This is a genomic window from Flavobacterium sp. (assembly GCF_044361065.1).
Classification (GTDB): Bacteria; Bacteroidota; Bacteroidia; order Flavobacteriales; family Flavobacteriaceae; genus Flavobacterium.
Window position 1 is genome coordinate 1 of record NZ_JBIKJI010000033.1, and the last position, 16,529, is coordinate 16,529.

Below are 16,529 nucleotides of genomic sequence, written 5' to 3' on the forward strand. Positions count from 1 at the left end.
AACATTAAACTCCCAAGCAATCCGAAGAAATGCATAGGACGTTTGCCGAATTTTGAAATGAACCAAATGGTTATTAAATCTAAAAATCCATTCACAAATCTATCGATACCAAATTTAGAACTTCCATATTTTCTGGCTTGATGTATCACTACTTTTTCACCAATTTTTGAAAATCCAGCATTTTTTGCCAAAACCGGAATGTAACGGTGCATTTCGCCTGATACTTCAATGTTTTTAATTACCGTATTTTTATAAGCTTTTAGTCCGCAATTGAAATCGTTTAGTTTTACTCCAGAAATTCTTCTTGCTGCCCAGTTGAATAATTTTGAGGGAATGTTTTTAAAAACTACAGAATCGTAGCGTTTTTTCTTCCAACCAGAAATTAAATCAAATCCTTGATTTTGAACTAAATCGTATAATTCTGGAATTTCATCTGGACTATCTTGTAAATCCGCATCCATAGTAATGACAACTTCACCTAATGCTTTCGCAAATCCAGCGTGTAGGGCTTGACTTTTACCATAATTGCGTAAAAATTTTATTCCTTTAATGTTGGAATTTGACTTTTGTAAGTCTAAAATAGTTTGCCAAGACGCGTCAGTACTACCATCATCTATAAACAATACTTCATAAGAAAAGTTATGACTCGTCATAACTTTCTCAATCCATTTTGATAATTCGGGTAACGATTCTTGTTCGTTTAATAAGGGAATTACTAATGATATATTCATTTATTCAAAAATAGGTTTGTTTTTTTTAACTATTGCTCCAACAATTAAAGAATGTATTATTCCAACAAGTGAATACATTATAATTGAAAATGGTAATAACACAAAAGGATTCATAAACATTTTAACAAACTTTAATGAAATTTTTAATTGTTCAGAAGTTATTTGAGGATTATCTTTTACAGTTACTTCTTTGATTTTTTCAAAAACTTCTTCTTTGAAACTAGGATCAATAAAATCAAAAAGTATATAAAATACACCATAAATTAAAGCAGAAAAAGCACAAACTAATGTTCCGATTTTCATTGTTTCACTCAAAGTAATAAAACCATTATTATGAAATTGTTTATATTTATTTGCAGCTAGATAAATTAATATAAATGGTAAAATCACATAATTTAACAAATTAATAATGATACCAAAAAATTTATTTTCTTGAGGATCAATGTTAAAAGAATAAGATAAAACAAATTCTAAAATCATAATTATTCCAAAAAACAGCCCATAATTTATTGCTATTTTTGATGGTTTGATTGTTGAAAAATTTTCATTCATAGTTTTTTTGTTTTAGTAAGTTCATAGATTAGTATATTAAACTTTAAATTTGTTACACTGCTTTTTGAACAACTTCATAGACTTTTCCGTCTTCAAACTTTAATGTTTTTGCAGGGTATTTCAATAATAAGGCGTAGTCGTGCGTAGCAATTACAACTGTTTTTCCGTTGGCATTGATATTTCGTAATACTTCCATAATTTCAATACTCGTTTGAGGATCTAAATTCCCTGAAGGCTCGTCAGCTAAAATTAATTCTGGGTCGTTTAATAATGCTCTTGCAATGGCAACACGTTGTTGTTCACCACCAGATAATTGGTGTGGCATTTTTGAAGCAAAATTGGCCATTCCAACTTTTTCTAAAACTTCATTAATTTGTGCATCCATTTCCGATTTGTTATCCCAGCCTGTTGCTTTCAAAACAAATAGTAAATTTTCTTTAATGCTTCGGTCAGATAATAATTTGAAATCCTGAAATACAATTCCAATTTTTCTTCGTAAAAAAGGAATGTCTTTTTCTTTTAAGGTGTTTAAATTGTAATCAACAATTGTTCCTTCGCCTTCTTTTAAAGGTAAATCGGCGTAAAGTACTTTCATAAAACTACTTTTTCCAGAACCCGTTTTTCCAATAAAATATAAAAATTCACCTTTCTGAACTTCTAAGTTAATATCAGATAATATTAAATTGTTTTCTTGGTATATAGAAACGTTTTTTAAAGATAAAATCGTTTGACTCATAATGATATAATTTATTCTGTAAAAATATAAACATTTCATCGCTAAACAAAATTATTCAACTAAATTATTACGATTGCAATATTTAAGATAATTTTTGCGTTTATAATCATATCCTTTTGATATATTTGGGACTTAAAACGAATTCAATTATGAACGGTATCAAAACGCTTTTTTTAGTATTACTTTTTGTTTCGCAAAGCAGTATGGCTCAGCAGTCTGCTATATATTTAAATCAAAATCCAGAGTATCATAAAGCTATTCAATTGTATAAAGAAAAGCAATTTCAAGCGGCACAAATTTTATTTGAACGTGTAAAAAACACCAATCCATCTGAAGAAATTATATCCGATTGCGATTATTTTATTGCCAATTGTGCCATAAAAACCAATCAGCAAGATGCCGATGCTTTAATGGAATCTTTCATTGAAAATTACCCAACCAGTACGAAAAGAAATTTGGCCCATTTTGAAGTCGCACACTATTATTTTGCTGAAGGAAATTATACGCAATCTTTAAAATGGTATGAAAATATTTATGAGCCTGAATTAGCTGATGCTGATATAGATAAGGCTAATTTCCAAAGAGGTTATGCTTATTTTTCAATCAAAAATAATAATGATGCTTCGAAGTTTTTTAAAAAAGTAATTCAATCAGATGCGTATGGAAATCAAGCCAAATATTATTTAGGATATTTAGCATACGAAAGCGACAATTATAAAGAAGCCAACGAATTATTTAATCAGGTTGCAGGGGAAGAAAAGTACAAAGAAAAAATGGGCTACTTTCAAGCAGATATGAATTTTAAATTGGGAAATTTTCAAAAAGCAATTGATTTAGGCGAGCCGCAATTGAAAAAATCTACAGCAATTGAAAAAAGTGAATTGTCTAAAATTATTGGAGAAAGTTATTTTAATTTAAAACAATACGATAAAGCATTACCTTATTTACAAGCTTATAAAGGCAAAAAAGGCAAATGGAATAATACCGATTATTACCAATTAGGGTATGCTTTTTACCAACAAAAAAATTACGAAAGTGCCATTTTGCAATTCAATAAAATTATTGATGGAAATGACTTTTTAGCACAAAATGCCTATTATCATTTGGCGGAAAGTTATTTAAATACCGATAAAAAACAACAAGCGTTAAATGCATTTAAAACAGCTTCAGAAATGACTTTTGATGCTAAAATCCAAGAAGATGCCGCTTTAAATTATGCAAAATTAAGTTACGAAATAGGAAATCCGTATGTTTCAACACCTGAAATATTAAAATCTTTCATCGATAAATATCCAGGTAATCTTAATAATCAAGAATTAAAAAGTTTACTTATTAATTCATTTATTACTTCTAAAAATTATACTGAAGCTTTAATTTTATTAGAAAAAAATAAAACACCTGAAAATAAATTGGCGTATCAAAAAGTTACATTTTACAGAGGTTTAGAAGTATATACAGATGGTAAATATCAAGAAGCGTATGGGCTTTTCAAAAAATCGTTAACGGAAAACAAAGACGCTAAGATTTCAGCTCGAGCATTATTCTGGAAAGGGGAATGTGAGTACAGTTTAGACCAATTTTCAGAATCCGTTTTAACGTACAAACAATTTTTAAATGCTGCCGCAGCAGATGAAACTCCTGAAAGCAAAACGGCTAATTATAATTTGGCATACGCTTATTTTAAAATTAAAGAATATGAAAATGCGATTCCACAATTTAATGCTTTTATATTAAAAAGTAAAGATGACAAAGTTCGCCTTACGGATGCCTATCTTCGTATGGCTGATTGTAATTACATTTCATCAAAGTATTGGCCAGCTATGGATGCCTATAATAAAGCAATTGAGTTAAAATGCGTAGATGCTGATTATGCCGCTTTTCAAAAAGGTATGAGTTACGGTTTTGTAAATAAAAACGAAAAGAAAATTGAAGATTTAAACAAATTTGTTTCTACCTACAAAACGTCACAATATATGGATGATGCTTTGTATGAATTAGCCAATACATATACTGTTGAAGAACAAAATGATAAAGCAATTGCCACGTTTGATAATTTAATTAGTCAACATAAAAACAGTGCTTATATTGCAAAATCAATTTTAAAACAGGGCTTAATTTTCTATAATACAGATAAAGACGATGCAGCACTTACAAAATTTAAAAATGTGGTAGCTGAATTTCCAAATTCGCCAGAATCATTTGAAGCCGTGTCTACTGCAAAAAGTATTTACAAAGCCAACGGAAATATTACTGAATATGCGACTTGGGTAAAAACGCTTTCTTTTGTAGAAGTTAATGATGCGGAATTAGATAATGATATGTACGAATCAGCTGAAAAACAGTATTTAACAAATAATGCCAAACAAGCTATTTCCAGATTTACGAGTTATTTGGTGCAGTTCCCGAATGGATTACACGCGTTAAAAGTACATTTTTACTTAGCACAATTGTATTTTGCCGATACTTTAGAAAAAAATGCAATTCCACATTATGAATTTGTAATTGCTCAAGCTCGAAATGAATTTACAGAGCAAGCTTTGGTTCGATTGTCTGAGATTTATTTGAAAGAGAAAAATTGTGATAGCGCTATTCTAGTATTAAAACGATTAGAAACAGACGCTGAGTATCCGCAAAACACCACTTTTGCACAATCAAACTTAATGAAATGTTATTACGAGAAACAAGATTATGCCAATTCTGAAATCTATTCAGATAAAGTATTGAAAAATCCGAAAATGGATGATAACATTAAAAGCGACGCTCAAATTATTATTGCTCGTTCGGCAATAAAAACCAATAATGAAGCCAATGCCAAAGAAGCCTACGCTAAATTACAGAAAATTGCAAAAGGCGAATTGGCTGCAGAAGCATTGTATTACGACGCTTATTTTAAAAACAAAGAAGGAAAATTTGATGCTTCAAACAAAGCCGTTGAAAAATATTCAAGTACGTATTCGGGTTATAAATATTTTGGTGCGAAAAGTTTATTGGTAATGGCAAAAAACTATTACGGACTTAAAGACAGTTTTCAAGCTACTGAAATTTTACAAAGTATCATCGATAATTTTGCAGAATTTACTGATGTAGTAACAGAATGTCAAACCGAATTAGAAACCATAAAAGCCGAAGAAGCGAAGACGAATTCGTCAGTTACGGAGTAAGTTTAAGAGTTTATTGAGGTTTATAAGTTTAAAAGTTTATAGGTTTTTGGAATGTTTTTTATTTATAGTAAATTGAAAATTTTCTATCATCTAAAATTAATATAGAATTAAAATAATAAAAATAATTTTTGCGAAGCTTTGTGATTTCTTTGTGAAGCTCTGCGAAATAATTAAAAAAATATATGAAGAAGTTAATTTTAAGTATCATCGTCCTTTCAGCCTTTCAAGTTGGTTTTTCTCAAAAGAAAGATGAAAACATTGGAAGTGAAGTAGTAAATATTGTTAAACCTTATACGCCAACCATTTCTGATGCGTTTAAAGTGAAACAAACCCCTGCCGTGGAAGAAGAAGTGATAGAACCAAAAATTCCTATCAAATTTCAAATATTTTCATTCCCGGTAGCTTCTACATTTTTACCATCTAAAGGAAAAGCCGCCGATGTAGATAAAGAAATTTTAGAAAAAGGGTTTTCAAATTATGTTTCCTTAGGTGCTGGAACGTATGGAACAGCAAATGCCGAACTTTTTTTAACACATCAAATAAGTAAAACCGATTATGTTGGAGGAATGTTACAACATCTATCTTCTCAAGGTGGAATAGGAGGTTTACTTTTAGATGATAGTTTTTATACAAATGCTTTAGACGCAACTTACGGAAGCAGAAATAAAAAATTTAGCTGGAATGCCGACTTAGGAATTAAAAACCAAGGAATCAATTGGTATGGTTTACCAAATTATTCCTTTTTTGATACCTCTGTGGTCAATAAAATTGATGAAAAACAACAATATAATACAATTGCTATTGCTGGAAAAATGAGCTTGAAAAACAGTTTTTTTAAACAAGCTTCTTTGCAGTTCAAACATTTTTCAGATGCTTTTGGTTCAGCAGAAAATAGATTTTTTATCAAACCAAATTTTGATTTTAAAGTAGTGGATCAAAAAGTGAAAACTGATTTTGTTTTGGATTATTTAGGCGGAAGTTTTGATAGAAGGTTAATGCAAATGAATTCTGCGTATAATTATTCTTCATTGAATTTAGGTTTTAGCCCAAGTATTTTATACCAACAAGATGACTTGTCAGTTGAAATTGGTGCAAAAGTTTTTTATGCGATGTCTAAAATTGATCAAGAAGATAAAAACAAAATATTCTTTTATCCAAAAGTAAAAGCATCGTACAAATTAGTAGGTGATATTTTATTGGCTTATGCAGGAGCAGAAGGAAATTTACAACAAAATTCGTATGCTGATTTCGTAGATAATAATCCGTTTGTTTCTCCAACATTATTTATTGCACCAACCAATACCAAATATGATTTATATTTTGGTTTGAAAGGAAAATTAGCCAATGCAGTTGCTTTTAATGTTAAAACCTCCTATTTAAATCAAGATGATAGAGCACTTTTTGTAAATAATTATTTTAATATTTTATCCACTAATCAGAATGGATATGCTTTTGGAAATTCTTTTAATGTGGTATATGACGATATGAAAACCTGGAGTGTATTTGGTGAATTGAAAGCAGATTTTACGAAAAACATTGCTTTTGGAATTAATGGAACATTTAATACTTTCACTACAAATACGCAAAATGAAGCTTGGAATTTACCAAAACTTCAAGTGGCAAGTTTTGTGGATGTTGAAATTAATGAAAAATGGAGCGCTGGTGCTAAATTGTTTTTTGTTGGAGAACGAAAAGACTTGGTAAGTCTTCAAAATGACGCCACTGTTTTTCCATTTATTTTAGATAAAACTATGGTGACTTTAGATAGTTATTTCGATTTAAATGCGCACGTGGGTTATAAGTTCAGTAAAAGATTAAATTTCTTTTTAAAAGGTAATAATTTAGCCAATCAACAATACAAACGTTGGGCTGGATTCCCGGTACAAAGCATTCAAATTTTAGGTGGAGCTACTTATAAATTCGATTTCTAATAATAGGTACACAGATTATACAGATTGAACGGATTTACAAAAAGTTTTTACATAATTTGTGTTTTGTATAAAGCATCTTGATAATTTTAAATAACAAGAATCATTAAAAAAACAAATAAGTGAATAAAATTTTAGTCATATTTCTGTTACCGCTATTTGTTTTTTCGCAAAACATTAAAGGCAAAATTACAGATGCTAATCAAAAGCCAATTGAAGGTGCATCTGTTTATTTAGATGGCTCAACCATTGGAACAGTTTCTGATGCGGATGGTTTGTTTGAAATTACTTCAAAAAGCAAATTCAATACCTTGTTAATTGTCAAATTTATGGGTTATGAAGATATTTATGTTTCAAATCCTTATGAAAAGCCATTTTTCACGTTCGTTTTAGTTCCGAAACAAAATGAAATTGAAACGGTCTTAGTTGTTAAAGATGGCTTTACAAGAAAGCAAAAATTACAACTCTTTAGAGAACAATTTTTAGGACTTACAAAATATGGTAAAGCGTGTAAAATTCTAAACGAAGATGATATAGACTTTAATTACGATTTAAAAACCTTTTTATTTACGGCTTCTTGCCCGAAACCTATAAAAGTAGAAAATCCATTGTTAGGTTATGTTATTGATTTTGATTTACAAGATTTTTATGTGAAATTTAATTTTAAAACCATTAAATCGGCAAATGTTATTCAAAGTTTATTTTTAGGGACTGTAAAATATACAGAAACTAAGATTGACGAAAAAATAATTAAAAACAGAAACGATGTTTATTTTGGTTCAGCAGTTGACTTTTTTAAGGGTATAATCGATAATTCTTGGTCTGAAAAAAAATTCATTTTGTATGAAGGTAGGTTTCCTGTGCTTGCTAATGATTATTTTAAAGTATTGAAAAAAGACGATTTATATGAAGTTACGGTTACTTCAACAAATAAAGTTTCTTTTTCAATTGGTGGTATTAAAAAAACTAATTTTTATGCCGATTTCAATCTTTTGTATCGCAAAAAAAGACAATCACGCGTAATATTTAAAACCGAAATTTTTTTTGTAGATAGTTTTGGAAATAACTCACATAAAGATCAAATTGTTTTTGGTGGCGATATCGGACAACAAAAAGCAGGAAATACCTTACCTTTAGATTTTGAACCAGAAATTCTTGAGAAAGAAGTCGAAAAAAAATAAATAAAGTCAAATCTACTTTTAATTCAGAATATTCGAAAATGCCAAACTTCAAGCAAAAAATACTTTCTCATTATCAAATACTACTTCAAGATAAAATTGATATTTATCAAGATTTAATTCAATCTTTAACTGAAGATGCACAAAATGACGCAAAATCTTCAGCAGGTGATAAACACGAAACTACGCTTTCAAAATTACATATCGAGCAAGAAAAAATAGCCCATAAATTAAAAGAAGCAATTGAACAACAAGCCATTTTATCAAAATTAGATATAGAACAACCTTCAAATAAAGTTATTTTAGGAAGTGTTGTAATTACAAATCATTTAACCGTTTTTATCAGTACCGCTTTACCTAAAATTACAATTGATAATCGAGCAGTTTTTGCTATTTCTCCACAATCACCATTAGGAATGCAGATGATGCATCAAGCTGTAAATTCTGAATTTTTGGTACATCAAGTTCAGTATAAAATTTTAGAAATTCTCTAAAAAATTACGGTTTTTGTATTCAAATTTCACAGAACACATAATTTCTTGATTTTTAAAGCCCCATTATTTTGCGTTTTAAGACGTTATTTTATTTTTAGTTGTTTTAGTTGGGTATAAAAAAACACCAAAACCGTATTTTTGATACTTTTTAGCCCTTTTTAGAAAAGATTTTAGAAATTAACAAATGTTGATAACTTAAGGCGCTTTGCTGTTGTTATTTCTTGGCTTTTTTTAATCCAATCGTTATATTTGTTTGTTATAAAAATGTTTATTTAGTACAATTATTATGAGTGAAGAAAATAAAAAAGGGAGTTATTCAGCCGATAGTATCCAGGCATTAGAAGGAATGGAGCACGTAAGAATGCGTCCATCAATGTATATTGGAGATACTGGAGTTAGAGGTTTACACCATTTAGTATATGAAGTTGTAGATAACTCTATTGATGAAGCATTAGCGGGTCATTGTGACACTATTTATGTAGCAATTAATGAAGATAATTCTATATCTGTAGAAGATAATGGTCGTGGTATACCTGTAGATATTCACAAAAAAGAAGGAATTTCTGCTTTAGAGGTGGTTATGACTAAAATTGGAGCAGGAGGAAAGTTCGATAAAGATTCGTATAAAGTATCTGGAGGACTTCACGGAGTGGGTGTATCGTGTGTAAATGCACTTTCTGACCACTTACGCGCTACTGTTCACAGAGATGGAAAAATTTACGAACAAGAATACGAAAAAGGAAAAAGTTTATATCCAGTAAAACAAATTGGTACAACTGACAAAAGAGGAACTATCGTAACCTTCAAACCAGATGCTACCATTTTTACACAAACTTTAGAATATTCATACGATACTTTAGCGGCTCGTTTACGTGAGTTGTCTTTCTTAAATAAAGGAATTACAATTACCTTAACCGATAAAAGACATTTGGCTGAAGATGGAAGTCAACCAGTTGAAACATTTCATTCTAAAGAAGGTTTAAAAGAATTTATTAAGTTTTTAGACGGAAACAGAGAACCTATTATTTCTCACGTAATTAGTATGGAAAATGAAAAAGGTGAAATTCCTGTCGAAGTAGCCTTAATTTACAATACTTCTTATACAGAAAATATTTTTTCATACGTAAATAACATTAATACTCACGAAGGTGGAACGCATTTACAAGGTTTCCGTATGGGATTAACGCGTACGTTAAAAAAATATGCTGATGCTTCTGGTTTATTAGAAAAATTGAAATTTGAAATTGCTGGTGACGATTTCCGTGAAGGATTAACAGCGATTATTTCTGTGAAAATTCAAGAACCACAATTTGAAGGACAAACCAAAACCAAATTAGGAAATAGAGAAGTAGTTTCTCCCGTTTCGCAAGCTGTTGCAGAAATGTTAGAAAACTATTTAGAAGAAAATCCTAATGATGCTAAAACCATTGTACAGAAAGTAATTTTAGCTGCTCAAGCGCGTCACGCTGCCAAAAAAGCGCGTGAAATGGTGCAACGTAAAACCGTTATGGGTGGTGGCGGATTGCCTGGAAAATTGTCAGATTGTTCTGAACAAGATCCTGAAAAATGTGAAATTTACTTAGTAGAGGGAGACTCTGCAGGTGGAACAGCAAAACAAGGTCGAAATAGATATTTTCAAGCAATTTTACCATTAAGAGGTAAGATTTTGAATGTAGAAAAAGCGATGCAACATAAGGTTTTTGAAAACGAAGAGATTAGAAACATCTTCACGGCTTTAGGTGTTACAGTAGGTACTGAAGAAGACAGTAAAGCATTGAATTTAACAAAATTACGTTACCATAAAGTAATTATTATGTGTGATGCCGATGTCGATGGTTCTCACATTTCTACGTTAATTCTTACGTTCTTCTTTAGATATATGAAAGAATTAATTGAAGGTGGGCACGTATATATTGCAGCGCCACCGTTATATCAGGTTAAAAAAGGAAACAAAAAGCAATATGCTTGGAACGATGACCAACGAGATAGAATTTCTATGGAAATGGGAGGAAGTACAAGTATTCAACGTTATAAAGGTCTTGGAGAGATGAATGCAGAACAATTGTGGGAAACTACAATGAATCCAGATTTCAGAACTTTCCGTCAAGTAACAATTGATAATTTAGGAGAAGCAGATCGTGTTTTCTCAATGTTAATGGGTGATGAAGTGCCACCTCGTAGAGAATTTATTGAGAAAAATGCTGCTTACGCTAAAATTGATGCGTAATTGAAATACTTAAATATTTCGTTTAAATACATTAAAAAAAGTCCCGTTTAATTAAACGGGACTTTTTATATAACAACTTATCGCTAAGGCTCTCAAAACTTATTACTGTGGTTCTCGAAACTTGTAGCTGAGGTTATCGAAGCTAGAAGTTAGGCGATAATTCGTATTTTTTATAGAAATTATCTAAAGCTTCCACCACCTCATCTTCGTTATCTACAATTTTAAATAATTTTAAATCTTCAGGTGAAGCATTTTTAAATTTGTCAATCATAACAGATTGAATCCAATCCATTAAACCCGACCAAAACTCAGTTCCCACTAAGATAATTGGAAATTTAGCTATTTTTTTAGTTTGTATTAATGTAATTGCTTCAAACATTTCGTCTAAGGTTCCAAAACCTCCAGGCATTACTACAAAACCTTGAGAATATTTCACAAACATTACTTTTCGAACAAAAAAGTAATCGAAATTTAAGTTTTTATCTCGGTCAATGTAGGGATTAAAATGTTGCTCAAAAGGCAATTCAATATTTAATCCTACGGATGTTCCACCGCCGTGATGTGCGCCTTTGTTTCCGGCTTCCATAATTCCAGGTCCACCACCAGTAATGACTCCGTAACCCGCTTTCGAAATTTTATATGCTATTTTTTCAGCAAGTAAATAATATTTATCTTCTGGTTTTGTTCTTGCAGAACCAAAAATAGATACACAAGGGCCTATTCGTCCCATAGTTTCGTATCCATTTACAAATTCCGACATAATTTTAAAAATAGCCCAAGAATCGTTTGCTCGTACTTCATTCCAAGTTTTTTGTTTTAATTTGTCTTGGATTCTTTCCTCTTCATTTTGATATATTCCGCTCATATTTTTCTTTTTTATATTAAATAAGTAATCTAAGATAATTCTTTTTTCAAAAACTGTGCCGTATAACTTTTTTTATTTTTAATAATTTCTTCTGGTGTGCCTTTGCATAAAACTTCTCCGCCACCTTTTCCGCCTTCTAAACCAATGTCAATTATATAATCGGCAAGTTTTATTACATCTAAATTATGTTCAATAATTAAAACCGTGTTTCCTTTATCTACTAATTTGTTAATAACATCCATTAAAATACGAATGTCTTCAAAATGCAAACCAGTAGTAGGTTCATCTAAGATATAAAAGGTATTTCCTGTATCTTTTTTAGATAATTCTCCGGCTAATTTAATTCGTTGTGCTTCACCACCAGAAAGTGTAGTGCTTTGCTGTCCTAATGTAATATATCCCAAACCAACATCTTGAATGGTTTTTACTTTTCGATAAATTTTTGGAATCATTTCAAAGAATTCCACAGCTTCATCTACTGTCATATTTAACACGTCTGAAATGGATTTTCCTTTATAACGTATTTCTAAAGTTTCTCTGTTAAAACGTTTTCCTTGACAGGTTTCGCATTCTACATATACATCGGGTAAAAAACTCATTTCAATTGTTCTTACTCCTGAACCTTCACAAGTTTCACATCTTCCTCCTTTTACATTAAAACTAAAACGACCTGGTTTATACCCACGAATTTGAGCTTCAGATGTCATTGTAAACAAACTTCTTATTTCTGAAAAAACATCGGTATACGTTGCTGGATTGCTCCGTGGTGTTCTACCAATCGGACTTTGGTCGATATCAATCACTTTATCCAAATGTTCTAAACCTTCAATTTTTTTATAAGGTTGAGGTTTTTTTACAGCGTTATAAAAATGAGCATTTAAAATAGGGTAGAGCGTTTCATTAATTAATGTAGATTTTCCGCTTCCAGAAACCCCTGAAACACAAATTAATTGCCCTAATGGAATTTCTATAGAAACATTTTTCAGGTTGTTTCCAGTCGCACCGGTTAGTTTTAAAAACTTTCCATTTCCTTTTCTACGCGTTTTTGGTACTTCAATTTTTAGATTTCCATTTAAATATTGTGCTGTAATTGTATTTTCTTTTAATAATTCAGCTGGTGTGCCTTGACTAATAATTTGTCCGCCATATTTTCCTGCTTTCGGACCAATATCAATTACGTGGTCGGCACGTAAAATCATATCTTTATCGTGTTCCACCACTAAAACCGAGTTGCCAATATCGCGCAAACTTTCTAATGATTTTATCAATCTTTCGTTGTCTCGTTGGTGCAATCCGATACTTGGTTCGTCTAAAATATACAAAACCCCCACCAATTGCGAACCAATTTGTGTGGCCAAACGAATACGTTGTGCTTCTCCACCAGAAAGGGTTTTCGAACTTCTATTCAAACATAAATAATCTAAGCCTACATCCAGTAAAAAATTAATTCGAGCGTTGATTTCTTTTAAAATTTCAAATGAGATAGTAACTTGTTTGTCGGATAGATGATTTGGTAAATCGGAAAACCACTGTTGTAATTCTACAATGTCCATTTGAACCAAATCGCCTATGCTTTTTCCGTTTATTTTAAAATATAAAACTTCTTTTCGTAAACGCGTTCCAGAACATTCAGAACACGTGTTTTCATCCATAAATTCTTTTGCCCAGCGTTTAATACTTGCCGATTCGGATTGTTCAAACTGATTTTTAATGAAATTGGATATGCCTTCAAAATCAATTTTATACTCTTTGGTAATTCCCATAACTTTGGAAACGACTGAAAATTTTTCATTTCCACCATATAAAATCATATCCATTGCTTCTGCAGGAATAGTTTCTATATTATCCGTAATCTTAAATCCATATTTTTCACCAATAAATTCTAATTGTTTAAAAATCCAAGTGCTTTTATATTCTCCTAATGGTGCAAAACCACCCGATTTTATAGATAATTTTGGGTTAGGAATAATTTTTTGAAGATTTATTTCGTTTACAATTCCTAAACCATTGCAGTTAGAACAAGCCCCTTTTGGGGAATTGAAGGAGAAGTTATTTGGTTCTGGATTGGGATACGAAATGCCAGAAGTAGGGCACATTAAACTTCTACTATAAAACCGAACTTCTTGAGAATCTTGTTCAATTACCATCATAATATCATCACCGTGATGCATAGCTACTTTGATACTTTCGGTTAATCGTTTGTCGGTTTCTTCGTCTTTTTTTACAGCCACTCTATCAATTACAATTTCAATATCGTGTGTTTTGTAGCGATCCACTTTCATACCATATTCCAAATCTTTTATCACTCCGTTTACACGAACTTTTAAAAAACCTTGCTTGGCAATTTGTTCAAATAATTCTCTATAATGTCCTTTTCGAGAACGAATTACGGGAGATAATATATTTATTCTTTTCCCATCAAATTCATCGTAAATTAATTCTTTAATTTGATCATCCGAATAGGAAACCATTTTTTCGCCCGTGTTGTAACTGTATGCATCAGCGGCACGCGCGAATAATAATCTAAGAAAATCGTAAATTTCAGTAATTGTTCCTACAGTAGAGCGCGGACTTTTATTGGTTGTTTTTTGCTCAATGGCAATAACTGGTGAAAGTCCGTCTATTTTATCTACATCTGGACGTTCTAAACCACCTAAAAACTGACGTGCATAGGCAGAAAACGTTTCGATGTATCTACGCTGACCTTCCGCATAAATCGTATCAAAGGCTAATGATGATTTTCCAGAACCTGATAAACCAGTTATAACCACTAGTTTTTCTCGAGGAATGGTAACGTCAATATTTTTTAAATTATGAGTACGAGCCCCAATAATTTCAATAGAATTTTCTGTGTGTTGCATACAATTTTTATCAAAACGCAAAATTACAATTTTTTACTTCAATTGTAAGACAGAAATAGGTTTTGTTTTTATTAAGTTTTTATTTTTTCAGGATTTTTTCATCCACAAAATTTGCAATGAAACCTAATTTCATTCTATTCAACATTTTCTTTTCAAAGTTCCAAAAGAAAGTAAATTGTCCAAATAGAAAACCAATAAAAACAAGTAATACTTGATAAAAAGGAAAAATTAATACCAAACGTAAAACGCGATACAACCAATGTGGCTGAAAGGTTTCGGGAATTCCAATTAATGATAGGAAAGGTTTTGCTACTTGTAAAGCGCTGAAACCTGTAATGGCAAAAACAATTAAAATGCTCGCTAATTGCCAGTTACTTGAAATATTCCAACGTTTTTTTAACCTATTCATTTTTTAAAATTTATCGGCATAAAGATAAAAAAAAGTCCCGAAAAATCGGGACTAAATTTTATTTTTGAATACGGTATGTGTTTTTTGAATTATTTGTTTTTCAATAAACTAATAATTTGTTCCGCTAATTCTGTACCAATTCTGTCTTGCGCTTCTAATGTTGCTGCACCAATATGTGGTGTTAATGAAATTTTTGGTTGCATTAATATTTGAATTTCTGGAGTAGGTTCGTTTTCAAACACATCTAAACCAGCAAATAAAACTTTTCCATTGTCAATAGCTTCAATTAATGCTACTTCGTTAATTACGCCACCACGAGCACAATTTACAATTCCCACTTCGTTTTTCATCATTTCAAATTCGGCTTTGTCTAAAACATAACCATCTTGTGCTGGTACGTGAAGGGTAATAAAATCAGCTTGTTTTAAAACGTCTTCTAAAGGTTCAGTACTAATATCTACATTAATAAATTGGCCATTATAAAAGTCTACTCTAATTACAGCTTCATTAATATATTTATCGGCAGCAATAACTTTCATTCCAATACCTAAAGCTAATTTCGCCACCGCTTGACCAATTCTTCCGAATCCAATAATACCTATTGTTTTTCCTCTTAGCTCAAGTCCGTCAGCGTAGGCTTTTTTTAATCCGTTGAAATTGGTATCACCTTCTAAAGGCATATTTCTATTGGCATCGTGTAAAAAACGAACGCCAGAAAATAAATGCGCAAAAACCAATTCGGCTACACTTTCAGATGAAGAGGCTGGCGTATTGATAACGTGAATTCCTTTTGAACGCGCATATTCTACATCAATATTATCCATTCCAACACCGCCACGACCAATAATTTTTAATCCAGGACAAGCATCAATAATATCTTGTTTTACTTTTGTAGCACTTCTTACTAAAATTACTTGTACATCATTTGTATTGATATAATTGGCTACTTGTTCTTGTGCTACTTTTGTAGTGATGACTTCAAAACCAGCTTGTTCTAAAGTAGTAATTCCGCTTTTTGAAATTCCGTCGTTTGCTAATACTTTCATATTTTTTGATTAAAAGATTGAAAAATTAAAAGATTCAATCAAGGGATAAATTGTTTTTTTATTTTATAGTTTCTCCAAATCTTTCATTACATCTACTAATACTTGAACGCTTTCTAATGGTAATGCATTGTACATAGAAGCACGATAGCCTCCAACAGAGCGGTGCCCAGTTAGACCAGATATTCCTGCAGCTTTCCACATCGCATCAAACTTTTCTGCTAAACTTTCGTCAGTTAAAACAAATGTGGCGTTCATAATACTTCTATCTTCAGTAGCAGCTGTTCCTTTAAATAAAGGATTTCTGTCAATTTCTGAATATAATAAGGCTGCTTTTTCATTAT

The 16,529-nt window shown here is 31.1% G+C and carries 12 protein-coding genes and 1 pseudogene; 5 read left to right on the forward strand and 8 right to left on the reverse strand.

Annotated elements, in window-relative coordinates; translation table 11 throughout:
* From ACIQ11_RS03550 to ACIQ11_RS03560, 3 genes are all read right to left on the reverse strand, one after another.
* Window positions 1-731 (reverse strand): glycosyltransferase family 2 protein (locus ACIQ11_RS03550; protein ID WP_396152859.1); only part of this gene is annotated, 731 nt, incomplete at its 3' end.
* On the reverse strand, window positions 732-1,283 hold the full coding sequence (locus ACIQ11_RS03555) for a DUF4199 domain-containing protein (RefSeq protein ID WP_396152861.1): 552 nt from the start codon (window positions 1,281-1,283) through the stop codon (window positions 732-734). It abuts the gene before it with no gap.
* Between the two features lie 52 nt (window positions 1,284-1,335).
* Complete coding sequence (locus ACIQ11_RS03560; protein WP_291242112.1) at window positions 1,336-2,019, reverse strand: cell division ATP-binding protein FtsE; 684 nt, start codon at window positions 2,017-2,019, stop codon at window positions 1,336-1,338.
* 149 nt (window positions 2,020-2,168) lie between these two features.
* On the opposite strand from ACIQ11_RS03560, the gene ACIQ11_RS03565 reads away from it, so the two are divergent.
* The 5 genes from ACIQ11_RS03565 to gyrB all read left to right on the forward strand — a co-directional run bounded on the left by ACIQ11_RS03565 (window position 2,169) and on the right by gyrB (window position 11,007).
* On the forward strand, window positions 2,169-5,180 hold the full coding sequence (locus tag ACIQ11_RS03565) for a tetratricopeptide repeat protein (RefSeq protein ID WP_396152863.1): 3,012 nt from the start codon (window positions 2,169-2,171) through the stop codon (window positions 5,178-5,180).
* Window positions 5,181-5,362: 182 nt separating this feature from the next.
* Entirely contained in the window at window positions 5,363-7,111 is a 1,749-nt protein-coding gene (locus ACIQ11_RS03570) for a TonB-dependent receptor (RefSeq protein ID WP_396152865.1), read from the forward strand.
* 119 nt (window positions 7,112-7,230) lie between these two features.
* Window positions 7,231-8,289 (forward strand): carboxypeptidase-like regulatory domain-containing protein, encoded by a 1,059-nt coding sequence (locus ACIQ11_RS03575; protein WP_396152867.1) that lies wholly within the window; start codon window positions 7,231-7,233, stop codon window positions 8,287-8,289.
* A 38-nt stretch (window positions 8,290-8,327) separates the two neighbouring features.
* On the forward strand, window positions 8,328-8,780 hold the full coding sequence (locus ACIQ11_RS03580) for a hypothetical protein (protein WP_396152869.1): 453 nt from the start codon (window positions 8,328-8,330) through the stop codon (window positions 8,778-8,780).
* Between the two features lie 286 nt (window positions 8,781-9,066).
* Entirely contained in the window at window positions 9,067-11,007 is a 1,941-nt protein-coding gene (gyrB, locus tag ACIQ11_RS03585) for a DNA topoisomerase (ATP-hydrolyzing) subunit B (RefSeq protein ID WP_396152871.1), read from the forward strand.
* A gap of 142 nt (window positions 11,008-11,149) precedes the next feature.
* Here gyrB and ACIQ11_RS03590 read toward each other — a convergent pair whose 3' ends face one another.
* From ACIQ11_RS03590 to ACIQ11_RS03610, 5 genes and pseudogenes are all read right to left on the reverse strand, one after another.
* Window positions 11,150-11,872 carry a TIGR00730 family Rossman fold protein gene (locus tag ACIQ11_RS03590; RefSeq protein ID WP_353077452.1) on the reverse strand — a complete coding sequence of 241 codons (723 nt, stop codon included), beginning with the start codon at window positions 11,870-11,872 and terminating at the stop codon, window positions 11,150-11,152.
* A 29-nt stretch (window positions 11,873-11,901) separates the two neighbouring features.
* Window positions 11,902-14,733, reverse strand: a complete 2,832-nt coding sequence (gene uvrA / locus ACIQ11_RS03595) for an excinuclease ABC subunit UvrA (RefSeq protein WP_396152873.1) — start codon at window positions 14,731-14,733, stop codon at window positions 11,902-11,904.
* Between the two features lie 79 nt (window positions 14,734-14,812).
* Window positions 14,813-15,142: a DUF6787 family protein gene (locus ACIQ11_RS03600; protein ID WP_396152875.1), complete on the reverse strand. Its 330-nt coding sequence runs from the start codon at window positions 15,140-15,142 to the stop codon at window positions 14,813-14,815.
* An 89-nt stretch (window positions 15,143-15,231) separates the two neighbouring features.
* The gene (locus ACIQ11_RS03605; RefSeq protein ID WP_396152877.1) at window positions 15,232-16,188 is read right to left on the reverse strand and encodes a D-2-hydroxyacid dehydrogenase; all 957 of its coding nucleotides are present in this window, start codon (window positions 16,186-16,188) and stop codon (window positions 15,232-15,234) included.
* Between the two features lie 63 nt (window positions 16,189-16,251).
* A pseudogene (locus tag ACIQ11_RS03610) lies at window positions 16,252-16,529 on the reverse strand (3-phosphoserine/phosphohydroxythreonine transaminase); the annotation flags it as partial.